Raw genomic sequence first — 23,797 nt, forward strand, 5'->3', positions numbered from 1 at the left:
CTTTCAACTCGCCAGCGAGAACCGCTTGCGGCGGGCGCTCTTCAGGTCGATACCCCGCAGCAGCATGGTCAGCTCTTCGCTGCGGATCTCGGCCGACCGCTGGTCGGCGGCCATCTGCGGCAGCTGAAACGTGCCCGCTTCCAGACGTCTGTACCACAGCGCCAAGCCGTCGCCGTCCCAGTACAAGATCTTCAGCTTGTCGCGCCGTCGGTTGACGAACAGGAAGAGGGATCCCGAGAGGGGGTCTTGCTCCAACACCCCGGTCACCAAGCCCTGCAGGCCGTCGAACCCTTTTCGCATGTCGGTCGGGCCATTGGCGACGAAGACCCGCGTGCCGGCCGCAACGCTCAGCATGGCGCTCCTCCCTCGATCACGCCAAGCACGGCGCCCAGCTGTCGCGGCGCGATGTCGGCCGGGAAGCGGAGCGTGAAACCGCCCGGCGTCGTCAGCTCCAGACGGTCGGCGGACAACCCGCCGGGTGGCTCGACCACGTCGACTGGGATCAGCTCCACCCGCGCCGGCTCGGAGTCCAGCTGCTGGAGCGATCGCCGCCACGCATAGAACGACGCGGTTGAGATCCCCTCGCGCTCACAGAACGCACGCACCGAAAGCCCGCTCGACCCGAACTCCTCAAACGCCAACCGCCAGAACGACTCTTTCTCCGCCGAACGCTGCTGCTTCGCCATCGCATGCCTCTGGAGCTCGAGAAAATGAACTCCTCCAGCTTACTGGCGGCCGCAAGATGTACTTCACCGTCCGCTCACCGATCACGAAGCGCGGGAACTCCCACGCTCGGTGGTTGCTTACCCAGGCGGCCCAGAATATGGCCCGGCAGCCGGGTCCGCTGGGGGTCTTCTTCCGCCGACTCGCGAAACGGAAGTGCTGGAATGTGGCGGTCTGCGCGACCGCTCGGAAGCTGGTCGGCGTCGCATGGCTGATGCTCAAGAACAACGAGCCCTACCGCTACGCGAACCCGACGACCACCCAGAGGAACCTCTCTCGCCTCCGGGTCGCCGTGACCGGCGAGCTGCGGAAGCCTGAGCACAAAGGCCGCCGGCCGGGGGTCAAGAACGGCGCCAACCCTCCTTCTCGCTTGGAACCGTCGCTGCAGCGCGTATGCGAGCAGGAAGGGTTGCCGCCGGTTAACGGATTCGAGCAGCTGCCGGCCGGCGAACAACAGGTGCTGCGGACGCTGGGCGTCATCGACTTCGTCCAGCAGATCAACCAAGATCGGCGGTCACCGCGAAAATCTCCCACTCGTGCCAGGAACTAAGCGATCACCTTCCAGCAACACAAATCAATGATCGGAGCGACGCTCGCAATGCATCTGGCGGACGGCTACGCCGGCAATCTTTTGGCGTTCACGCAGACCAGGGGTGCTCATTGCCGCCCCCTGGACCCCTGGCTAGCCACTTCTCCTGTTCTGCGCTGCCGCGTTGAGCTTCACTCCGTCGTCGAGACGTCCTGTCCGAATCTCAATCCCGAACGTGATAACACCTTGCCGAGGAGTTGACCGATCCAGAGGTAGGACATCCCGTTCTCGTTCAACGCGACGCAGTTCGAGTTCCAGCTCCCGCACGCGGGCCTCCAACGAGCTGGCGACCGGTCCGCTCTGTTGGAGTTGCTCGGCCTTCCAGCGGTAAAGCACGTTCGCGCCGGAGAGGCCCAGACGATCAGAAATCGAGCTCGCGGTATGGCCATCGAGCAGCATCTGCACCGCTTCTTCCTTGAACTCCTTCGTGAACCTACGGCGGGCCGGCTTCGTTGGCTTCTGCTTCTTACCAGGCATCAAGGGACTCCTGAGGGTGGGCCCATTTTAAGGACTTCACCTGTCCGTGGAATCCGCACCACCTCACTGCGTGTGCCGGAGAACGTAACGCTGGTGAAGCTGCCCCCCTACAGCCCCGAGCTCAACCCGATCGAGAACCTCTGGCACTACCTCAAGAGCCACTTCTGGAGCAACCGCGCCTACGCCGACTACGACGCCCTCGAAGCGGCCGCCATGGCCGCATGGCGTGTCGCCGTCCTCGACCAGGACCTCGTCCGTTCGGTCTGCGCAGCTCCCTACCTCGATCGCGCTACTTCAAAATAGAAAGCGTAGTAGGTTCGAAAAGTCTTCAATTGAAAATCACAGCGGGCCCGGCCGAGCCATCGACTCAACCTAGACTCGCCGCTAGAGACGTGCGGATCGAGACAGTGCCTCATCGACGAGGGTGGGCCAATCGGCGGGTTGGTCCTCTGCCGGAAGGTCACTGAAATCCAGCTCGATAGGGTCGATTTCGATGAACCTTTCGCTTCGGGCGTCCGCGGCCTGTGCGGCGAGCAATAGCAGCAGGGGGTCTTGCCCCGCGGCTGCGACCGCCGCGGGCTGCCGAGCCGCTTCAGGATTGAAACCAGCGATCGGCATCGACAGTGCCGCGACCGTGGGGGGGACCTCCCACACAGTTGCTTCGACCTGCGGCGTTACGGGTGGTGCGGCAAGGACCTCGAGCGGCGTTTCGGCGAGCCCGGCGACCGCGGGCGGAACCTGACCGAAGTATGTCCGCCAGATCTCGAAGTCGGTATGGTTCACCGCCAGGTCGCCGTTGCCGTCGGCGCCGCTAAAAGGAGCCGCGACCGAATCGCCGAGTTGGTCGCGCCACACGGTGTAGTCTGCGGAGTCAACGAAGCCGTCGCGGTTGTAGTCGCCAGGCAACGTGGGGGCGACGATCGCGCCGGTAGAGAATGTCTCGGCCACGCCGATCGTCGCGCTCGCGGCGTACAGGGGCATCTCGGGGCCGCTGTTTGCTTCGGCGCGGACGTACAACCCCATCGCCTTGGAGTAGAGGGCGAACTGCCCGCCCGGCAGGTTCACCCAGCGAAACTTCGCGTCGTCGGTGACGGCGGTAGTATTGGCGTCGCCGCGCGCCAGGTCGGGCTCCGTGTAAAGGTAGCCGTACCGCTGCGAATCGGCCTTGACCAGGTAGCCGTTGGGCGCCCGCAGGGCGATGTACCCGCCGCCGGCGTCGATCACCTGGAACTGCGCGGTGCTGCTGTTTGTGTTGGCGACCAGAGGCGCGAAGCTCGCCGGCAGCGATGCGTCCGCACGGACGTACTTTTGATTGAGCGCAGCGCGGAGATTGATCGTCTGGCCGATCGGCGCCGACCCCGCGTCAGGGACGGCGGTGACCTCCGGCAGGCTGAAGAACGTGACCGTGTGCAGCAGCAACGCCGAGTTGTAGTCGAAGAAGTCGCCGTCGTTGATGTCCGTCACGTGGTTGCCGGCGATCACCAAGTTATCGAAGTGGAAGAACCGCAGGTACGACGACTGGTTGTTCGCGGCGTTCTGCTCGCCCCACAGGATGCTGTCGGCCCGTGGTGCGTCGTGAACCGTGATGTTGCGGAACGCCTTGTCTTGCAGGTAGCTGACGGTGTTTGTGGAACTGTCGAAATCTTCGTCCCAGACACGCAGATTGAAGATGATGCTGTCTTCTCCCCACACGTCTAGGTTTTCCCACAGCCCGCCACCGTGGTAGTCAAGGCGATCGAGCCTCAAGCGGCTATTGAAGACGCCATGGTTTTTGCCAAAGTTGGCGCCCGCGGGGCGGTCCGAAGCGAGCACGACGTGGTCGTAGACCTTGCCGCCCGCGTTTTGCGTGTTGAAGTCTCCCCAGCCGAACTGGAAGGTGGGCCCGTTGATCAGGTTGAACGTGGTGGAGTGATGTATCTCGTAGTCTTCATGCACGTACGTCACGTCGTCGTCGTTGTACATGAAGACGCCCTCGTAGTACGTGAAGCCGCCGTTCCGCTGGTAGGTTCCGCCGCCGTAGCCGACGTCTTTGTGCCCAATAATGCGGGCGTTGGCGCCGCTGTTGACGGTCCCCATGCGGGCGCCGATGTTGGTGAACCCTTCGAGCGAGGCCACGTAGGTGGCGGAGCCATCAAAATAGGCTCGCGCCTCCCACGGAGGATTGAGGTTCCACGCGTTTCCTGCCGCGGAGTCCATCCCCGCCCAAGGCGTGCGGCCAGGATCGGACCACTGGTAGTCGGTGTTGCTGAGGTAGACGTCAAACATCTCGTCGCTGTAGATCGCGCGACCCCACACCTTGATCGGGTAGTTCGAGTTGTTGTAGACGAAGCTGCCGTGCAGGTAGGCGTCTCCGGGGGCGTAGAACTCGCGGACCAAGCTGTTTTCTCCGGCGCCGAAGAAGCGCCAGTAATCGTCCGGCAAGTGGATTCCCGCGCCCAGCACCAAGAGCTGGCTGTTAAAGAACTCGACGTACTCGTCCTCGGGCGCCGACGCGGGCGCCAGGTGGACCGGGTTGACGAACACATAGAGCGGCGCTTCGTAAACGTTTTCGCTGCGTCCCGACGAGGCGGACCATGCCTCTTTGTTGATCGCGATCCGGTAGTGGCGGGTAAACTCGGCTCCGGAGGGAAGCGTTACGTCGATTGTTTGCGGATCGACCTGCACCACCGACAGCGGCGCGGGACCTATTTCTAGGTCGTTGAGGCTAATCGTGCTCGTAGGAGCTCCGGGGAGCAGCGTCACTCGCACGACGATGTCTTCGCTCGCGTCGATGTTCGTCCAGTGGCGGCTGTGGAGCGTCCGGGTCGAGTTCCGTTCGATCGGCCCGTAGTTGCCATACCCGTAGGGCCGATGGCCGCCGCTGTTTGCTGGGTCGTCTTGATCCAGGTAATTGCGAATCTGCGGTCTAGTCTCGTACACCGGCGAACTGAGGAGGCCCCCCCCTGAAGCCGCTCGCACCTCCACCGCAAAGTACGACGATATCTGCGTCGCTTTGCCCTGCGAGGGATCGGCTGGGGTCTGGTCCTGCAACTCGCTGAAGGTAACGCCCCCGATCGTGTAGCTTTCCGGGTTGCGGATGCCGGGGACTTCTGGGGAGACCTCGAGCGTATCGGTCGATCCAACGACACGGATTGCTGAGCTGGCCTCGGATACGCCCCCGCTGCCAATGGCGCTCACGCGGTACTCGTGGGTCAGCGACCGGTCATATCCGTGGACCGTGTGGGTTGAGGCGTTCGCCAACGCGACCGTCGCGAACGGGGTCCACGCGCCGCTGTCCAGTTTTTGCTCGATGAGGAACCCTGTGTCTGTTGTGCTGTTGTCGGTCCAGAAAAACTGGATCGAGTTGTAGGGCGCCTGGCTGAGGAAGTGGAGTCGCGAGGGCGCCACTAGGCCGGAGGCCTCTTCGGCCGATTCAGCGTTGCGAAGCTCAAACCAATTGAGGTTCATCAGAGCGCCGCTGCCGCCCGCAAAGGAAAGTGTGACAACGTGGGCGCCGGCGGCAGCAAAGTTGAGCACCGTCGAGACCTCCTGCCAGCGCTGGGCGCCCCCTGTCGATCCGACCTGCACGCTGCCGATGGAGGCGCCGCCGGAAGCGACGTTGATCGTCCCGCCGCTGGTCGCCGAGGCAAAACGGAACGTGGCAACGTGAGGCCCCGCCTGATCGACCTGGACGGTATAGCTCGCTGAGTCGCCGTTGTCGATCGCGGTGAGGTTCTGGCCCCCACCGACGTCGGACGTGGGTTCGCTCGTGACCCCGACCTGCGTGGTGAAGCCTTCCGCTTCGACCCGACCCGACTGAGGCGTGGGGGGCGCATCGGCGGTTAGCTCAATCCAGTTCAGATTGTAGAGGTACCCGGCGCCGCCGCTAAACTGGAGGGTCAGGTCTTGCACGCCCGGCGAGACAAACTGCACCGGAACCGACGCTTGACGCCAAACCTGCCAGCCACCGGTGGGCGGGATGGCCATGGTGGCGAGTGTTTGTCCGCCTGAAACCACGGCGATGGTTCCACCACTCCCGCCCGATGCGTAGCGGAAGGTCGCCGTGTAAACGCCGGACTGGGTGACGTTGAGGCTGTAAGTTGCGCTATCGTCGTGGTTGATGAAGGCGACGTTCTGCCCGCCGCCTACATCGGTGGTCGCCTGATTCTGGACGCCCACCTGACTAGTAAAATCCTCGGCCTCGATCAGGCCGGGAACCGAAACTGCTAGCAATCGCCGTTCTTCGAGGCTTTCGAAACGTAGTCTGCGTTGACCGCCTTGCGCGGCGGCGCCTCGTTTAGTCAAGAAACTCATGGCTGTTCCTTTGCCACAATGCGATCAGGCATCAACGGGCCCCTGAGCGATCGATGGCCGTCTCCATTCGAGTGGGTCCGACAAGAGCTTTCGCGCGCAGTTGACACCATCTTCTGGTTCGCGCACGGCTTGCCCAACGGGGCCAGCGTGCTCGCGACGCTGCCCGTTTGCGCGGCCCGCCACGACCTCGGCGATGAGGCGATCAATCGTCGCGAGGTAATGCTGCCCTCGCTGACCCAGCGATTCGGCTCCGGAGGGGGCGATCGAGCGTCGCGCCCCTGACGCCGGTATAGGGGGTTCGAGCAAGAGAGCAGCAAAGTCGGGCTCGCGGTCGATCGACGCGTCAAACGCCTGATCTAACGCTTCGTATCGGGGTGTCGAGTCCCGGGCCGCCACAATCGCGGGCGCGGCGCCCGAGGAGACTAATTGCAATCCATTGAAGCCGCCGTTGTTAGCGACGCCGGCAATCGAGAAATCGATGGTTCCGGCGGCCGAGGCCGGCGCCGATCGGAAGACGACGAACTCCACCCCCTCGGCGAACGCACCGTTCCCGCCAACCTGAGTATCGAAGCTGGTCGTGAGCGTTTGGCCACCGAGCGTGAAGGCGGTCTCTTGATTGAGCTTGTCCCCCTGTCCGTAGAGGTAGAGGTCGTAGCTGGCGCCGGCTTCCAGACCAGACAACGTGAACGAATTGGAGCCGGTGGTGAACAGATAGTCCTGCATCAGCGGGTTGTATGCGTCGCCCGGACCGCGCTCACCTTCCGTATCCGATCCGGTGTCGAACTGGCTGATCGTGCTGAACGAAAGCGAGACGGTCGTGGCTTGCCCGGTTGCGTCGTTCAACCCCCCAGTGCCCGGCGCCGCGGTATTGAGCACCTTGTTCCACGTGGTCCCGGGGACAGGCGCCGCGGCCGCGCCGGAGTAGGTCGGCCCCCCCCCGAAGTCGATGTTCACCATGAGCGCCGGCGCCGGCGGAGGGAGCACAACCTCGCCCAGATGATCTCGCCAAGCGCTGTAGTCGGCGGCGTCGATCACGCCGTCGCCGTTGCCATCGGCGGCCAGGTTGGTCGTCGAGCCAAACGACTTGCGCCACACCTGGTAGTCGGACTGGTCAACTAGCCCGCTGGCGTCGTAGTCAAACGGAGCGCCCCCCGCCGGGCGGGCCAGGGCCAGGAGGTGGCTCGGACCGCTGCGTCGGCCGATCGAGTCTTCTAATTCCGCAACGAACAGGTTCAGTCCCGCACCGGCAGAGAAACGCAGCACGACCGGCACGTCCGCCACGCCCGCCGGCCCGAGGACCACGACCTGCTCGGTCTTCGCCAGCACGTTGTCCGCGGCGAACGGGTCCGACGCCGGCGACTGTGAGGAGGCTTCCCATTGTTGGAGCACGACGCGGGCTCCGGCGGGTCCGGTGAGTCGAATCGTCTGACCGGCAGGCGCCACGACGTTTGGCAATTCACCGATACCGATCATCGAGACGCCGGGCGCCTCGAGGGCGCCGTTGAGTGACTCGGAAAAAGAGGCGGTCGTGCTGCCCGAAGCACCCGCCAAGCGGCTGACGGTCGACGTTCCGTCGCTGAACATCACGGTCAGGGTGGCGCCGGCGAGTTCTAGCCCAGAGACGTTCGCCGCGGCCGCGATCGCGCCGACCGGGTCGATGTCGGCCGAGAATCCGAACGTCTCGCCGACGCCGAAGTCGTCAAAATTGAAGTTCAGCGCCGAGAAGCCTCCCCCGAACGGCGTATCGAACGAGAAACCGAGGTAGCCCGTTTGGTTGGCGCCGGAATTGGGCGTGAACGTCTTGCCGACAAGGTCGGCAACCGCTCCGTTCGGATCGAACACCATGCTGGCCAGCAGCGCGGTCGAAAGGTCGATGCGAACGCTGTCTAGTTCCTGTCCGCTCCGCGATGTGTTCTTGAGCATAAAGGCGTTGGTGGCCGCTGTGCTCGAGGTTGATTGGCTGCCCCCGCCATTGACCACTAGGTTCGCCGACGCCGCGCGGTCCGTGATCTCGCGCACCACGCCCAAGTGGTTCCACGTGACCGGCATCGCGTTGGCGCCGGTAGGGTCGGACGACCACAGCCCCAACGCCATGCTCCCCGCAAGCCAAGCCTGCGGAATAGGGACGGCCGGTCCCACGGGGGTCAGCGCCCCGACGCTGCTCAGCCGGTAGGCGGCCTGCACGGTTTGGGCCAATGGGTCCACCGTTAGAAACAACGCGACGTTGTCTGGCGTGGGGAGTGTGAACGGGTCGAGCGCCACGACCGTGAGGGCGCCCGCCACTTCGACAAGCACTTGGATCGACCCGCCCGAATCGCCCGAGAGGATCAGCGCCACGTAGTTGTCTTGGTCGCCCGTGCCCAGGTAGAACCCTTGCTCTTGTCCTGGACTGGGGACGCCCACGCCGTCATTGGGGGCGAGGATTTCAGTGACCGCGGTAAAGGGGGTCGTTTCTTGCGCCACATGAAACCCGAACTGCAGCGCCTGCTGGATGTTGTTCGCGGCGCCGCGGGCCGTGCCTGGCTGAGCGCTATCGATATTGAACACCCCGGCCGCGCCGATCGGCGTTACGAGCGCCGGATCGAACGTGTCAAGGTAGTTCGTCGCGCCGTTCGTCATGGAACCGGTCAGGCCGAGGTCGAGCAGCTTGCCGGCCGGGGTCGCTTCGTTCGCCCATGCGTAGTACGTGCCGATCGGATTGCCGGCGCCGTTGGTCGCGTCGATCGCGAACGGGTCATCGATGTCGACGATCAGGTCGTTGTCGTCGTCGGGGTCGTTCAGGTCGGAGGTGAAGTCGAGGTCGTAGTCGGTCGGCACGCTCGCGGCGTTGTTGGGGTTGGTGCCGTTGTCGATCTCGTCCTGATTGAGGTAGCCGTCCCCATCGAGGTCGTCCGGGTTGCCGCCTGCGCCGTCGTTCGGCTCGAGCACCCGGATCGCATCGCCATCGAGCGACGTCACCCAGATCGTTCCCGCGAGCGGGCCGGCGCCGACCGTCGTTACGTCGAGCGACCGCGGCCCCAGCCCGTTCGCCAGCACTTCGTTCACCAGCAGTTGTCCGCTGATGGGGTCGTGCTTCACCCGGGTGAGGTTGCCGTTGAGACTGATGGTGAGGATGTCCCCCTTAAGCTGGCCGCCGAAGTTATTCGCCGTATACTCCGCGATGCCGTTGGTAGAGCCGTTGAAGGTGCGGAGCGCCCCGTCCGAGCCCGGCTCTAGCATGGGGAACTCGCCGGGGTTCTCCAGCGAGACCGGAGCACCGTCCACGGTGGTGATGACCGGCGATTGGGGGTTGCTGGTGTTGAAGGTGTTGTTGGCGTTGGCGCGCGTTGGGTTGACATGCCCGGCGAAAAACCCGAGCGCCGGAATGTAGTGCAGTTGGTCGGGCGCCGAGACGCCGTCGCCGCTCCCCGGCACAGTGGCGTTGGTGGGCAGGCCCTGACCGTCGACCGCTACGTTCACACCGAAGCCGTTGTTGGGGCCGTTGTCGGTGGCGTACACCCGGCCGTCTTCGGTCACCAACACGTCGAATGGGTTGCGGTAACCGGGCGAGTAGATTGAAACGGGCCCGCCGGGCACCAGACGCGACTGATTCTTGCCGGAGTTGCCGCCGACATGGTCGTTGACGTCGATCGGTACGCCGAAGGCGTCCACGACGCCAGTGTTGGCGCGGTCCTCGTCGTCTAGCGAAGGAATGTCGTAAGTGGTCTCGCCAATCGCGTCGAGGTCGATCGCGATGATCGCCGCGCTGAGGGCCATCTCGGGCAGGTCACGGAAACTGTTCGATGGCCCCCCGCGGTTGGTGTTGCCGCCGATCGAGTGCAGCAGCGTGTTGGTGAGGGCGCCGTTCTCATCGCGCAGCCAGGCAAGCCCGTTGCTGGCGTGGTCCGCCTTCGAGCGCGGCAGTCCGCGCACCACGTCGTGACGGATCCACTGACCTTCTTCCTTAGTGATGCGGGCGATCTGGCCGCTCTTGCTGTCGATGCTGCTGCTGTAGAAGCGGGGGTCGCTGTTGGAGACGTAGATCACCGGCGACTCGGCCGTGCCGCCGACCAGGATCCCCGTGATGAGCCGCCCCGCCACACCCGGCGCTGCCGCGCCATCATCGTTGAAATTTGGGATGTCACGCACAACGCTGATCGTTTCGCTGGCGGCGACGGAGTAATCGTTCGGCCCGTTCCGGACAATGTCCAGCACGCGGATAAAGCCGTCGGTCTGCGCGACGTATAGCCTGCCGTCCGGTCCGAACTGCAGTGATGTGGGGGAGTCGAGCGTGGCGGAACCCGGGTCAAGCGTCGATTTGCCGAATCCAACTACCTGTGGATCGACCCCCTGTGCGGACAGAGCCACGCTGATCGTGGGGTTCAGCCCCGAATGCGGAATCGTGAGCGTCCCCGCGGCGGCGCCGAGCGCCAGAGGCGTGTACACCACGTTCACGAGCGTGGTTTCGCCCGGCGCCAGCGTGATCGGCCCCCCCTGGGCGAACTGGAACGCGAATCCGCCGCTAACAGTCGCCTGCGCCGGGTCGATCATCACCAGCGGGTCGCCCGGGTCGCCGATGTTGCGGAGAGTAAGCGACTCCGACTCTGACTGCCCAAGCACCACGTCGCCGAACGCAACAGACGCGCGGCTGGCAGACAGCTCATTGGGCGTTTGATCGAGCGTGATGATCTCGAACCCTTTGACCGCCGGGTTCTGCACCACGCGCTGGAAATCGATGTTGATGACGTTGTCCGCGTCGATCGTGAAAATCTCTGCGACGCCGCGGTTGAGCGCGTTGCCGGCCGCGACAAACGGATCGTAGTCGTTCAGCAGCAATTGCCCTTCGATGCTCACGTCGAATACCCGCCCGCCGGCCCCGATCGAGCCGAAGGTCTCGGCGAAGTAGAGCCTCACCTCGTACTGGCCGGGCGTGACCGGGAAGGCCCAGCTCATTTCCGGCGCCGCCGTGCCATCGTATCGCTCGGTCTCGAAGAGCGCGGCTGGTGTGCCGGCTGGGACCGAGCCGGCGAGCGTGATGTTCGTGCCGCCGCCGAACAACGCCCCGGTATTGACGTACTGCGCGCTGTCCCCCTCCCAGACGGGGTCGCCCGCCAGTTGCCCTCCCCCCGCGTTGACGCGGTAGACGACGTCGCCCGCCAACATCACCCGGGTTTCGAGCGGCTCGAACCCGCGCAGACTCCGGTACGCCGTCGTGCGAGAAACCCGGCGGCCATCGGCATGCCTGCTCAGCAGTCGCTTCATGTTCAAAGGTCCGCCAAGACTGAGAAGAACAACAGACAGAGATCAGGGACGAGCGGGCATGGTAGGGCCAAACCCCGTGCGGACAAAAGCCGGGAGTCGGCACGCCTGGCTGCCCCAAGGCGTACCGACTCCCACCATGGAAACCATGGCGTAGCTCGCGGCTGTTAGCGCCTGCGACGAACGGCGACAGCCGTCGCCGCTGCCGCGCTGATCGCCAGCAGCACCGACGAGGGCTCGGGGACCGCCGCGGCCTCGAACGCGGCCAGAGCGCCCAGGGCGTTCCCGGCGGCCAGGAAATCCGCCTTGAACAGGCGGAAATCGTTGCTATCGACGTCTAGGTCGCCGTCCAAGTCGCCCAGAAAATAGGCGTCGATCTTGGGCGCCGTCACCGGCTTGTAGGAGTTGGCTAAGAATGTGGCGTAGTCGGACAGGTTCACGACCCCGTCGAGATTGAAGTCGCTACGCAGGACCGGATCGCCGGTGTAGGTCACCGCGGCGAATCCGGTACCGCCCCCCTGGAGGGTGAACTCAAGCGAGAGGTCTTGGAAGGGCGCCCTCGTCCAGACCGTGCCGAGCGAGAAGCCGGTAGCGTCGATCGCCATCGGCGTCCCGCCGCTCTGCGACACCTGTCCATCGGTGGTTGATGTGGTCGTCCACCCGGCGATCGGGGCGAGGCCGCTGGGGTCGAGCGCCAGGGCGCCCGACGTGATGCTGAACGCGGTCAAGCTCTGGGCGTTGCCGGTGTCGTTGAACAGCGTGACCACGCCGCTGCTGCGGTCGATGCTAACCTTGGGACCGTTGAACGGCGCCGGCTTGGCGACGAAGGACGCATCGATCTCTGCAGGCGTCAGGGCGGTGTTATAGACGTTGAACTCGTCGTAGAAGCCGTCGAACAGCGCATTGTTGAACTGAGAGCGACCGATCCACTGATTGACCGGCAGCAGGGACCCGAAGTTGGCCACGTCGTCCAGCGGCAGCATGTCGGCGATTTTGCCGGAACCAACCGCTACATTGTTGAGGTACAGTTTGACCGTCCCGGCCGGGCCGGCTGAAGTGTCGTTGCCGTCGATCGTGACCACCACGTGGGATTGGACCCCAACCGGCACGGGCCCCGCCGGGGTTTGATTGATGGCGATCGCGGTGTTGGACGAGCTTTCGCGCGAGGCGAACTGCAGTCCGGCGCCGCCATTGGCGGCGAGAGACAGGTACTCGCCGTTGCCGCCGTTGGAGATGTTCTCCCCGCCGATGCTGGTGCCGAAGTCCCAGATGCGGGCAAAGTTGCGGTTCTGATCGACGGTGATCCAGGCCTCGAAAGTAGCCGCGTTATTGGTCGCGAACACCGAGTTAGAGAACCCGTTCGGCAGGTCGATGTAGGCGCCAACATCGATGCCCGACGGGTCGCTGGCGCCCGGTTGGTCCGAGTTGGCGCCGTTATTACGCGACAAATCGACCTTGCCCCCGGCGATCACCCCGTAGGTGCCGGCGGGATCGATCAGCGTACCGTTGACGCCGCCAATGCTGTCGATGATCCCGCCGACGCTGCGCGTTGCGTTGTTGAATGTGTAGGAATGCACCTTGTCGGCGGAAGCCTCTCCAGGGAGCAGGCCTCCGAGTGTTATGAAGCCGACCGCGAGCAGGAATCTGGACATGATAGGAACCTTCAATAGGAGAAAGATTGAGATGGAGCGGGCCCGACCGACTTAACCGCAGCGGCCGTTGGTAGGCGTCCGGAGCCGCCACCCCAGGCTCACCGCCCCCGCCAAGAGCAGCCACACGCAGCCGGGTTCGGGCACCGTGTTGCCCCCAATCGCAGCGTTTACGAAGCTCACCGTACCAACCATGTTGGCAGAGGCCTGCGTGTCGTAATAGTTGAAGGTGAGCGTGCCGTCGGCGCTGGCGGAGGTGAACGCCGGGCCAAGGTTGAGCGACTGTCCTGCCGCGATCGAGGACGCGGGCTTGTCGCCCGAACCGAGGTAGAACTCGGCGAGCAGGCTGTTCGAGGTGCCGAACGCCTCGTCCCACCCGGTCGCCGTCCCGCCGGCGTCGCCAAAGCCGTTCTTCCACTGGTCGTACTGCGCGGCGCCCACCGTTCCGCCGATTGGGTCGTTCTCTAGATTGCCGGCCGACGGGAGGTTGAGGCTGTCGCGCCATACGGTGTAGTCGGCCGCATCGACCGCGCCGTCGTCGTTGTAGTCGCCGTCGGCAGCGCCCGCGGTCGCGTCAAAGTTTTGATCGGACAAGCTGTTCCAGCCCGACTTGGACAGTGTCCCGGCGGAAGTCTCGATGACGTAAACGTCAAACTGTACGGGGATTTGGTTGTTATTTTGGATCGTTACCGTGCCGTTGGTCGTGTTGACTTCCAGATTGAGCGGCACCGGGGGCGCCAAGAACGTGCCGACAATCTGCAAGCCGTTGAAGGCGCTAAACCCGCCGCCGGTTGGGTTGACGTGCGATATCTGAATTTGACCGCTGGGCCCGGAGTTGACCGCGGTGAACCTGACGTACTCGATGTTCTCGGCAAGGAGGCCGTCGTTGGCCAGCATTCCGCCCGCGTCGGTGTCGTAGGTGGTGGTCTTCTCAATGCCATTAACGGTGAACTTAGACGCCTGGTTGCTGGTGAGCGACGTGAAGGTGTCGCCCTGGCCGTAGGCGTACAAGTCATAGGTAGCGTTGGGAGTCAGGCCAGAGATGGTTGCGGTGCGACCCGTGCCGCCGCCATTGAACCAGATGTAATCGTTCATCAAGTTGAGAAACTGGGGGGGGTCGCCGGTTCCCACTTCTTGGGCTGGGGGGATCTTGATGAACGTGCCGCCCCCTCCAGCCGTAGTGTGCCGGTAGCTAACGCTGGTGGGGGTGTTGAGTGAGTCGAACAAGGGGTTCGTGGTACCCGCGTCACCGAGCGGGTCGTTGATGCCGTTCCATAGCGCAGCGGCTCCGGCCGGGTCCGCACCGTAGGCGGCAAGGCCGACAAAGTTGCCAGCACCGCTGGCGTTGGGGCCTCCGCCGAAGTCGATGTTAAGCACCGATTGGGCGCTCGACAGGCCCGGTAGGGCTACGAGCGCTAGGGTCAGGGCGTACGGTCTAAAGATCATGAAAAGGCTCCTTCTCGTCGAACTAGACGAGGCAGTGAGAAAGTTGATTAGGGAGTAGCGACGACACCCACCATGGGGCCGGAGAGTACAAGTCTGAAGACCAGAAAGTGCGGATAAGCCGCGGACGCGTTAGGCGAGGGCCGCACCGCACGGCGGTGCGGCCTTGACTATCGTTGTTCAATCAATCACACGCTGGACGCCCGCAACCGACGGCGCCCGATGCCAGCGAGGCAGCAGCCCAACAGAGCGATCGAAGAGGGTTCGGGGATCGCCGAAACGGGCAGGATGCCCGCTTCGGTCGGGTCGGCGCCGACGCCGTAGCGAATCTCGTCGAACACGCCCCACGCGCCGTTGCGGAGAGTGGTGATCCGCAAAAAGCTTGTGGCGTCGAACGTGTGCGTGGCGGAAATGGTGGTCGTGTCGGTCGCGGTCGCGATGGCCACGCTGGTGAGCTCGGCTTCCGTGACGCCCCCCGCCTTGATCGAGTCGAAGCCAGCCGCGTTCAGCGCCCACACGGTGGCGAGTGTCGAGGCGCCAGTGGCGCCGCCAACATCAGTAACCTTGCTCACAATCAACAGAGGGTCGGTGTACGTTGCCGGGTCAGTGAAGTAGTCCGCAGGGTAGCTTCCCAGAGCCTCCCCTCCTCCGGACAAGCTCATACCCGCCTGAGGTGTCGCACCAAACGCCTCAGCGAGCGTGCGGAAACGGGCGGCGCCAAAGCCGTCAGTCGCTCCGTTTGCCGTATTGATTTCGCCGATCGTCTGGTTCACGGGAGGAACGCCCTGCGGTCGGCTGAAGAGGTAGCTGCCCCACAGCGTCGTATTGGCTACCGCGTCGATCCCACGGTGCAGGAGCGGCCCGTCGAACCCGCTGTTCGCTGTAGCGTCGGTCACCTGAACGGCGCCCCCCGACGTCGCCAGGTCAGAAAACGTCAACCCCGTCTGAACCGAGAAACCCGCACCGGTTCTTGCACGACTCTCAAAAGTCCACTCCCCCGCATCGAGCCCCGTCGAGCCAGCCGTGCTGACGCCTGTGGCTGTCGCAGTCGCAGAGTTGAAGCTTTCTTCAACGATCAAAGCCGCAATGCTCTGAGAGCCACACAACGCAACGGCCAAGGCCGCCGCAGGAAATACGCTTCTGCACATCATTAGAAACACCCCTCAGAAGAAGAAAAAAACAACACACACTACTACGCCCAACTCCCTCCCTCGCCGCTACGACAGCTCCCTCAGGCCGCTACCTCCCCACCGCTACTTCGCCCCCGTCGCGGGAGCCCAGCGCCCGGAAGACAACGATGTCGATGTCGTAGCCGATCGTATCGACCGAGCCGTCGCACATGGTGAACTGGAAGCCGCCGGGGTGGGTGCTGCCGAAACTCTGCGTTTCGACAATATTCTTGGTCTGTTGGGCAGTGCCGGGAGTGATGCCGTCTGCCTGAGGCAAGAAGAGACCCGAGTTGGGCGCCTCATCGCCGTCGGCCAGCGGCGGCCACCATGTGTGTCGGACGGTGTCGATGTCGAAGCCGATCTCCCACGTCTGGTCGTTGGCGACCCACTCGCCGGAGTCGTACTGGCTGACCGGGATATACTTTTCTCCAACGAACATGGTCTTCGAGGTGCCGTCGGTGATCCGCGCCAGCTTGAGCTGCGAGTAGGCCATCACCACGCCGTTGGGACGCTTGTTCGGTAGATTGGCCAGCGACATAAAGTCACGCAGCCAACCGTTGGCTGGTTCCGCGCTAGTGACGTTCGCCGGTCCCCCGTTGGGCCACTGCGACGGCGTCAAGGAGCCGCCGTTGCCGGCGTAGTCAAGCCGTGCGGCGACCGATGGGTTGTTCAGGTTCTTCAGGTTCGTGTTGCTCTTGACCGTGAACGGGTACAAGGCAGAACCCTGACGGCTAGGACAAACCAAGCCCGGGATTGGCGTCTCGGACCGAGCGGTGGCCTGACCTTTCTGGTCGCGCGTGATCGTGTTCGGATCGCCGTCCGACCCGATCTGGCGGACAGCGCCCTCCTCAATGAAGTCGAGGATGTTGAAGCACCAGCTGCCGGGCTGGCCCTTGCCGTAGCCTCGGTCGGCGTCCCCACCCCAGTTCCATCCCCAGCCGCCACTGGGCAGGTACTTGTGCGTGATCTCATGGTTGGCGGCCGCCAGCCCCAGCTGCTTGAGATTGTTTTTGCACTGCGTACGCCGAGCAGCCTCGCGGGCCGCTTGCACCGCGGGCAGCAAGAGCGCCACCAGGATGCCGATGATGGCGATCACCACTAGGAGCTCCACGAGCGTAAAACCAGCCGTGACACGCGTCTGTTTGGGCAAGGACGAATCCATAGTCGGGGGCGCTCTTTCTATCGCCGCTCTACGGGGAATAGCCCGAAGAGGCGGCCGATTGACGAGAATGCGGAAAAGATAAACCAAAACACGAAAACGCGTGACTATCCTTTTTTAACAAGGATCGAAAGGGGCGTCAAGCATTTTCAGCATCAGAGTTAGAAATTGCGATTGGCTCTTGCTGTTTCCCCTAGCACTTCAGCCCGTGCTGCGGCCACCGCACGATTGCGTGGGGCGCTCGACACCGTTCGGTTGTCCGATCGCTTCGGCGCCAACCCGCTGAGAGCAGCGGCCAACCAGGGACCGTAGGGGCGGCCACGCGTGGCGTCTGAGCTTCCAAGCCATCGTGCCCGGAAAGCGCCCGTCTGAGCCGAGCGATCGGAGGCGGCAGAGGGATTGGGACGCGGGTGCCGCCTCGGTCGCGGGGGCCACGCGGACCGTCGTCCGGTCATGGACCATTTACGCAATCTATAGATCCAGTGTCGAATAGCCGACAGAGGTCGCGTTTGCGTTAAGGATCGAAGTACGCGTGAGTGCGATAAGCTTCGCGGGACAAGGCCTCCTCTAGCCGGACGTAGGCGCGGCGCAATCGTGGAACGTCTCTTCAATTCCCATGGTCCTTCGGCCAGGCGGCAGGTATCAAGCATGAGGGGGCGTCGGCTTCGTTTTGAGCCGCTGGAAGGTCGGCGGGTCTTGGCCAGCGGGGTGAACGTTTCTTTTGAAGCCGGACCTTCGGCTGCTGGTCCCGCCTCCGCGCTCGACCCGGGCAGACACTGGCATCAGGTCACGACGGCCAACGCCGCCGGAACCGAGCCACTGCTGAGCTCTACCGGCGTTGGGCTTGCGTTCTCAGCCACTCCACTGCGAAGGTCAAGACGCCCAACGGCAAGAGGGCCGGCTGCTGACCTGACATGGCGGACGTCACTCTCAACTTCCGCAGTCAATCGAACGTTGAAGCATTGTTCAGCTCGTGACTGACGCAGAGCGTAGGCGTCGACAGACCGCTCGCCTCCTGCCGTCCGACCGGCCGCCGCCAAGCGGACCCGCTCCGCCCGCTACGCAGGGCCATTGCAAACGGCGCCTGAAAACGGGTCTTGCTCACTCTTGGTGAACGCTTGGGCTCGGCTTGCGTATTGGAGTATCCGCAGGACTTTCTGCATTGATGCCATGCACGGCCAGACCTTTTTGAGTCGCGTGCCGTGCGTTTGGCAGATGCATTGCCGGAACCAGAGACGCTTGTCTGCCGCAGCGTGCAGATTGATGACGGCGTGGCGACGCTGCTCGTGGAGAGTCGCCGGCAGACGGCTCATTGCCCCTTCTGTGGCGAACTTTCCCGACGCATCCATAGCCGGTACGTCCGGAAGTTGACGGACCTGCCATGGCACGGGCTGCAGGTTCGGCTTCAGTGGCGCAGCCAGAAGTTGTTCTGCCGGAACGCTGGGCGTCATTAGCGGGTTTTCTCCCAGCGTCTCCCGAAAGTCGCTCAGCCGCACGCTCGTCAGGCGACGCGATCGGAGGAGGCGATCCGGGCGATCGCCATGGCCTACGGTGGTCTGCCAGGCGCCCGACTGGCCAACCGCCTCGACATGGCGACCAGCGGCGATAGCCTACTCCGACTCTTGCGTCGGGCGGGACACGAGAAGCCAGCTTGTCCGCAGGTGTTGGGCGTAGACGATTTCGTCTTCAGGAAGAGAGCGAGCTACGGAACTATTCTGTGCGACCTAGTTCGCCGACGCGGGTTGCGACTCCGGGCCCAACGACCGGTTCGCCCGCGACGAGCACGGCATCCGCACGCTGATCCCTCCCAAGCTTGGCCGCCCTACCGACGAGCCGGCGACCGGACACTGCCGGCCACTGATGCGAACCCGTTTCGATCGAGCCGTCTATCGGAACCGAGTGCAGGTCGAGACGGTGATGTCGATGATCCAACCGAGGCAAGGTTCGCGCTCAGGGGGCGCAAGTACTCGAGCGGGCGCCGCGACCTCCGATTAATGGCGCTCACGCACAACGTCATGATTCCTGTAGCCGTCAAGGATTTCTACAAAGCCAATCGAACCCCGCCTCGGCGTCGTTCCCGTCCGAGACCGCCTCCACCGCGTCGTGGTCGAGGTCGTACAGCAGCGTGATGCGGCGTTGCCCGTTGGAGAACGCCTTCTCCTCGATGCCGATCCGCGGCAGCGGCCCATTGCACTTCCACGACACCCCCCGGCTGCAAGATGTTTCAGGTCTGGTCTCGCGTGGTCCGCAGCGGCCCAATGGCGCCCTTGACCGTCTGCTTCGCCAGCAGCACGTCGATCGCCAGCCGCTCGATCAGCAGCGCGAACCGGCTCGACCCCTCGGCCCACGGCACGCGCACTTGGCGGACGCCGTGCTCGGGGCACCGATCCCGCGGGGTCGACGCGATCAGGTAGGTCTTGAACTGACAGCTGTCCAAGTGACGCCATCTCCGCTCGGGAGCGTGGTCATCGCACGCAAGCTACAGGCCGCACTCGGGGCAGCCCGCCGCGGCGGGCGTTTCCTCCGGGTGCTCCGCCACTCTCCAGGGCGGCTCCTGCCCAAGCGGGTGTTGGTCCAAATCCTTGTCTTGCATGGGCTCTCCTTTCTACGGAAAATCGAGGTCTACCCGCTGGAACCCCGGATGGACCAGGAAAAGGGATCGGCAGCAGGTTTGGTTGATGGGGAACGATTGAGTGGAAAGGTTGGTCGGTCTGTGCTTGAATGCGTGGCTGGAGGGCCTGATGCCTACACTTGGAGCCAACATCGCGAAGGTAGAATCTGGAGTCGACACCGCGAAAACGAGACCGACCCGAAAGCGCTCCGAAGCTGCCTTCCTGGCCCTTGCCCCTTGTTCCTGCTGGGACTTTTTCCCCTTTTCTAAGCGAGACTAGATTTGTGAAAACGGCAAAGAAAATATTGGCGGTTACGCTCGTTGCAATAGCGATGGCTTCCCCTGCTCTCGGTCAGGATTCGCCTGTTGATGGCCAGAAGAAGCCAGGCACAAGACGCCCCAGGAGCGAGGCCAAACGACTCCTTAATACCGACAGAGAGCCCAATCTTGAGAGCGCAGAGTTTGTCCCGTTGTTCAATGGCCGAGACCTGGCTGGCTGGAAAGTCATGCAAGGAACCATGATTTTTGAGGCTAAAGGGGGCGAGATCGTCGGAACGGTTGGCAGAGGTTCAAGCACCTTCTTGTGCACGGAGCGGGGCTATCAGGATTTTATTTTTACTTGCGAGATGAAGTGGGAGGAGGACGGAAACACGGGTGTTCAGGTCCGATCAAGGATGCGCAAAGATGCGAGACGCAGCACAGTAATCGGACCCCAGGCTGAATTGGAAGACTTGGCCAAGAAAGGCCGGGGTTGGTCTGGCGGAATCTATGGGCAGAACTGTGGAGGGTGGTTTTACCCCCTAAATGCTCCTGAGCATAAGGCATTGAAGGACGTCATCGATCGTGACGGATGGAATCGACTTACTGTCAAGGTAACGGGAAACGCATTCAAGACGTGGGTGAATGGAATGCCGGCGGCAAACTGGGTCGATGAGGAGAACGAGTTTCCAAACGGGTTCATTGGTTTGCAGCTACACGCTGGACAGCAAGGAATCATCCATTGGCGAAATCTTAAGATTGCGGAGTTATGACAGACTGGCGAATCGCGTCTCAGGGCGGGAATGGCTCGTCGCACAGCAGCAATCGCCAAGAGCTAGATTCCCATCGGATAGTATCGATTGAGCGGTGAGCAGCTCGTATCAATAGCAGCTCGTATCAATAGCAGATCGTATCAATAGCAGCCGTGCCCATTTAGAAGCCGTACCGATGAGAAAAATCTGCTTTGGATCCCTCGTCGTCTCATCCGCTCTTTCGCTCACGCCTTGCCTCGCTCAGGGCCCGGGTCCCTTTGCGGGAGGCGGCGCGTTCTCTGGCGAAATGACCGACACCAGCGCAACAGTGCTCGTTAGGTTGACCGCGACCGTAGACCAGCTGGCGGACGGGACCATCCCGGGACGGGAGGGTGAGGCCAGGCTGCGCTACGCAGCCGAAGCGGATCTGGCGGACGCCAAGTTGACCGCTTGGAAGAAGGCGCTGCCGGGGAACAACTGGTCGCTGAAGTTCCAGCTCAACGGTTTGGCCCCGGCGACGCGTCAGTTCTACCGCGTCGAAATGCGCGAGAACGCTGGCGCTCCTGTCACGCGGTCTGATGTGCACTCCTTCATGACGGCGCCTCCTTCGAGCGAACGGGCGCCTGTCCATTTTCAAGTGACGACGTGCCAAGATGTCAGAGGCGCTTCGACCTATTCGGCCATGGCGGAGCAGCAGCCGGATTTCTGCATCTCGGCGGGCGACACGGTCTACTACGACGGGTCGGCTTTGGCAAGGACCGTCCCGACGGCCTGGCAGGCCTACGAGAAAATGTTCGGGCTACCAGAGATGAAGGCCTACCACCGCGATGTAGGGACCTACTTCATGAAGGATGATCACGATTACCGCTTCAACGACGCGGACCCTTACATGAAGGGGAGATGGGTGAGTCCGATGAAAGCGGGTGCGGGGGCGGTCCTCACCCAGACGCGAGGGAACAAACGGCTGGACGTGGCGTGGCTTTCGCACGAGCAGGGAATCGAGGTTTTCAAGCAGGTCTTCCCGCTGGGCGATCGGACGGATCGGACCGTGAAGTGGGGGAAAGGCATCCAGGTCTGGATGTTGGAGGGTCGAGATTTTCGATCTCCCAACAGCCAGACGGACGGACCCGACAAGTCGATCTGGGGCGCCGAGCAGACCGCGTGGTTGAAGCAAACGCTGCTGGCCAGCGACGCCGACCACCGGGTCGTGATTTCACCGACTCCGATCATCGGACCGGACCGAGCGATGAAAGGAGACAATCACGCAAATCTCAATGGGTTCTGGTACGAGGCCCAGGCCTTCCTTGACTGGGTTAAGGACAATGGGCTAGACAACATCATCATCATTTGTGGTGATCGACATTGGCAGTATTTCTCCGTCGACGAGCGTAATGGCCGGAACATCCCGGAATTCTGCTGCGGTCCGACCAGCGACGATCACACCCAACAAGTGCCGCCGCCTTACAAGGGAGTCCGACGGCCCTACGGCGCCAGGCGGGGGGGGTTCTTGGGGGTAAGGTTTGACCCCGCGGACCGTTCGCTGGCTTGTCAGTTCTACTCGATGACCGGCGAACCCTTGTTTAAGAAGGTCTTCACGCCCTGAGTTCGGCTTGTGGTAAAACCACCGATGCACAACGAAGTATCCGAACACGTGACGGCGCAGCCATCGGGAAGGAAGGGCGGTGAGGCGCCAGGTGCGACGCACCGGCGGCTGCCGCAAGCAGCCCCGTTCGTCGATAGGCGCCAAGCTAGTGTACTGCATCAATCAGACGTGACCTTATCGAGCGTAGCCCTGGCGCGTCGTACTTTGGCGAGGATCTCCTCTGCGGTCGCCGTCCATCTCAGGCCCTTCGCGTGGTTGTTGTGATCTTCGACGTACTGCTTGATCGCTTTGATCAACTGAGGCACGCTGCGGAATGTGCCGCGGCGGAGCCGCTTGTTGGTCAGCTCGGCGAAGAACCTCTCAACCAGGTTCAGCCAGCTGCTGCTGGTGGGGATGAAGTGCATGTGGAATCGCGGGTGACGCTTCAACCAGCTTTGTACCTTGGGGTGCTTGTGCGTCGCGTAATTGTCGGCGATCAGGTGCAGATCGAGCCCCGCCGGGGTCCGCGCGTCGATCTCCTTGAGGAAGGCGATCCACTCCTGATGACGATGCCGCTTCATGCACTTGTCGATCACGACTCCTTCGGCGACGTTCAGCGCCGCGAACAGTGTCGTCGTGCCGTGCCGCTTGTAGTCGTGTGTCATTGTCCCGCAGCGGCCGGGGTGGATCGGCAGCCCCCTCTGCGTCCGGTCGAGCGCCTGGACCTGCGTCTTCTCGTCGACCGACAGCACGATCGCGTGCTCCGGCGGGTTGAGGTACAAGCCGACCACGTCGTGCACCTTCTCGGCGAAGTCAGGGTCGTTCGACACCTTAAAGGTCTTGACCCGGTGCGGCTGCAGGCCGTGCGCCCGCCACACGCGGGCGACCCGCGCGTCGCTCACCCCCAGCTCCGCCGCGAGCGAGCGGGTGCTCCAGTGCGTGGCGTGCTTCGGTTTGGTCTGGGTCGTGGCTTCGAGGATCCGCCGCGTCAGCGAGTCACGCTCGGGGCTGGGGCGGCCGGGCCGCGGGGCGTCCTTCTCGATCGCCGCCAGCCGACCCTCTGCGAACCGCTTCCGCCACACCCCAACCGGCCGACGCGCCATGCCGACCTCGTGAGAGATCTCCAAGTTGGTCTTCCCGGCCGCGGCCAGCAGCACCACCTGGGCCCGCTTCACCAGCCGCATCGGCGTGCTGCGCCCGCGGCTCCACTTCATCAGTGTCTTTCGCTCGTCGTCCGTCAACGTGATCGCAACCGCTACCCGCATGACCAAGGCTCCGTCCGGTGAGATGTGAGGCCTCATCATGCTACGCCGGGGGATCACTTTATGTTCACGCAATAATGACGCAGTACACTAGCTTGATCGCGAACGCCCTGCTTTTGTCGCCGGCCATCGCGCTTCCCGCCAGGCCTGCACCGCCGCGGAGTCCTGCTCCTTGCCCCCCTGCTTGGGCTCCTAAAAAGAGAACCCCAGGGCGTGCAGTATCCGTCCCACGTGCGTCGAGTGGCGCCAGATCGCCGAACGTCTGCCGGATCGACTGCGCGGCCCTTGGCAGTGTCCACACGTCGGTATCTAGGCCGGCCTTGCGGGGACCGGCCCGCGACACCCGGCGCGGCCGGGCACGCTGCTGCTCCGACAGACGGCTCGCGCGGACGTGCAGCGGCCCGGCCGCCAAAGCCCGGACCCCCTCGCCGCCGCCACGTCGTCGGCTCTCCAGCCCTCGCCGAGCAGAACCGCCGGCCGCGGCCGACGGGCCCCCAGAACGTCGGCAGATCTCTTGGGTCGCATGCCTCGCAGTTGACGCCGTCACGACGTGCTTGTCCGGTTGGTGATACACGCGTTATTAGGTCACGTA

Annotated in this window: 15 protein-coding genes and 2 pseudogenes; 5 read left to right on the plus strand and 12 right to left on the minus strand. The window is 63.5% G+C overall.

Going from position 1 to position 23,797, the window contains the following annotated elements:
- Positions 1-3: 3 nt before the first annotated feature.
- Together tnpB and tnpA are read right to left on the minus strand one after the other, a co-directional pair.
- A complete protein-coding gene (gene tnpB, locus Pla175_RS14270; protein WP_145284988.1) occupies positions 4-354 on the minus strand; it encodes an IS66 family insertion sequence element accessory protein TnpB in 351 nt (116 codons plus the stop codon).
- Positions 348-686: an IS66 family insertion sequence element accessory protein TnpA gene (gene tnpA, locus Pla175_RS14275; protein WP_145286178.1), complete on the minus strand. Its 339-nt coding sequence runs from the start codon at positions 684-686 to the stop codon at positions 348-350. The genes tnpB and tnpA overlap by 7 nt, the downstream gene beginning before the upstream one ends.
- 56 nt (positions 687-742) lie before the next feature.
- On the opposite strand from tnpA, the gene Pla175_RS14280 reads away from it, so the two are divergent.
- Positions 743-1,273 (plus strand): hypothetical protein, encoded by a 531-nt coding sequence (locus Pla175_RS14280; protein ID WP_145286181.1) that lies wholly within the window; start codon positions 743-745, stop codon positions 1,271-1,273.
- A 132-nt stretch (positions 1,274-1,405) separates the two neighbouring features.
- Here the strand turns inward: Pla175_RS14280 and Pla175_RS26575 are convergent, their stop codons facing one another.
- A complete protein-coding gene (locus tag Pla175_RS26575; RefSeq protein WP_231953898.1) occupies positions 1,406-1,789 on the minus strand; it encodes a transposase in 384 nt (127 codons plus the stop codon).
- 66 nt (positions 1,790-1,855) lie between these two features.
- Between Pla175_RS26575 and Pla175_RS27140 the strand changes: the two are divergent.
- Positions 1,856-1,934: pseudogene (locus Pla175_RS27140) on the plus strand (transposase); the annotation flags it as partial.
- 239 nt (positions 1,935-2,173) lie between these two features.
- On the opposite strand, the gene Pla175_RS14295 reads toward Pla175_RS27140, so the two are convergent.
- The 6 genes from Pla175_RS14295 to Pla175_RS14320 form a co-directional block, all read right to left on the minus strand.
- Positions 2,174-6,001, minus strand: coding sequence for a carbohydrate-binding protein (locus Pla175_RS14295; protein ID WP_231953900.1), 3,828 nt, complete (start codon positions 5,999-6,001; stop codon positions 2,174-2,176).
- A gap of 105 nt (positions 6,002-6,106) precedes the next feature.
- Entirely contained in the window at positions 6,107-11,323 is a 5,217-nt protein-coding gene (locus tag Pla175_RS14300; protein WP_145286191.1) for a malectin domain-containing carbohydrate-binding protein, read from the minus strand.
- A 164-nt stretch (positions 11,324-11,487) separates the two neighbouring features.
- Entirely contained in the window at positions 11,488-12,972 is a 1,485-nt protein-coding gene (locus tag Pla175_RS14305) for a LamG domain-containing protein (protein ID WP_145286194.1), read from the minus strand.
- 51 nt (positions 12,973-13,023) lie between these two features.
- Complete coding sequence (locus tag Pla175_RS14310) at positions 13,024-14,415, minus strand: hypothetical protein (RefSeq protein WP_145286198.1); 1,392 nt, start codon at positions 14,413-14,415, stop codon at positions 13,024-13,026.
- A gap of 185 nt (positions 14,416-14,600) precedes the next feature.
- On the minus strand, positions 14,601-15,350 hold the full coding sequence (locus tag Pla175_RS14315) for a PEP-CTERM sorting domain-containing protein (RefSeq protein WP_197526833.1): 750 nt from the start codon (positions 15,348-15,350) through the stop codon (positions 14,601-14,603).
- 301 nt (positions 15,351-15,651) lie between these two features.
- Entirely contained in the window at positions 15,652-16,743 is a 1,092-nt protein-coding gene (locus Pla175_RS14320; RefSeq protein ID WP_145286208.1) for a DUF1559 domain-containing protein, read from the minus strand.
- A 1,283-nt stretch (positions 16,744-18,026) separates the two neighbouring features.
- Here Pla175_RS14320 and Pla175_RS27145 point away from each other — a divergent pair.
- Positions 18,027-18,194 carry a transposase family protein gene (locus tag Pla175_RS27145; RefSeq protein ID WP_391527867.1) on the plus strand — a complete coding sequence of 56 codons (168 nt, stop codon included), beginning with the start codon at positions 18,027-18,029 and terminating at the stop codon, positions 18,192-18,194.
- Positions 18,195-18,771: 577 nt separating this feature from the next.
- Here the strand turns inward: Pla175_RS27145 and Pla175_RS14330 are convergent.
- Positions 18,772-18,945, minus strand: coding sequence for a transposase (locus tag Pla175_RS14330; protein ID WP_145286214.1), 174 nt, complete (start codon positions 18,943-18,945; stop codon positions 18,772-18,774).
- 19 nt (positions 18,946-18,964) lie between these two features.
- Positions 18,965-19,195: pseudogene (locus Pla175_RS27150) on the minus strand (transposase family protein); the annotation flags it as partial.
- A 440-nt stretch (positions 19,196-19,635) separates the two neighbouring features.
- On the opposite strand from Pla175_RS27150, the gene Pla175_RS14340 reads away from it, so the two are divergent.
- Positions 19,636-20,382 carry a 3-keto-disaccharide hydrolase gene (locus tag Pla175_RS14340; protein WP_145286220.1) on the plus strand — a complete coding sequence of 249 codons (747 nt, stop codon included), beginning with the start codon at positions 19,636-19,638 and terminating at the stop codon, positions 20,380-20,382.
- Between the two features lie 319 nt (positions 20,383-20,701).
- On the plus strand, positions 20,702-21,964 hold the full coding sequence (locus Pla175_RS14345) for an alkaline phosphatase D family protein (protein ID WP_231953902.1): 1,263 nt from the start codon (positions 20,702-20,704) through the stop codon (positions 21,962-21,964).
- A 158-nt stretch (positions 21,965-22,122) separates the two neighbouring features.
- On the opposite strand, the gene Pla175_RS14350 is transcribed toward Pla175_RS14345, so the two are convergent.
- Positions 22,123-23,208, minus strand: a complete 1,086-nt coding sequence (locus Pla175_RS14350; protein WP_145286228.1) for an IS630 family transposase — start codon at positions 23,206-23,208, stop codon at positions 22,123-22,125.
- Positions 23,209-23,797 lie beyond the last annotated feature (589 nt).

Source organism: Pirellulimonas nuda, assembly GCF_007750855.1.
GTDB lineage: Bacteria > Planctomycetota > Planctomycetia > Pirellulales > Lacipirellulaceae > Pirellulimonas > Pirellulimonas nuda.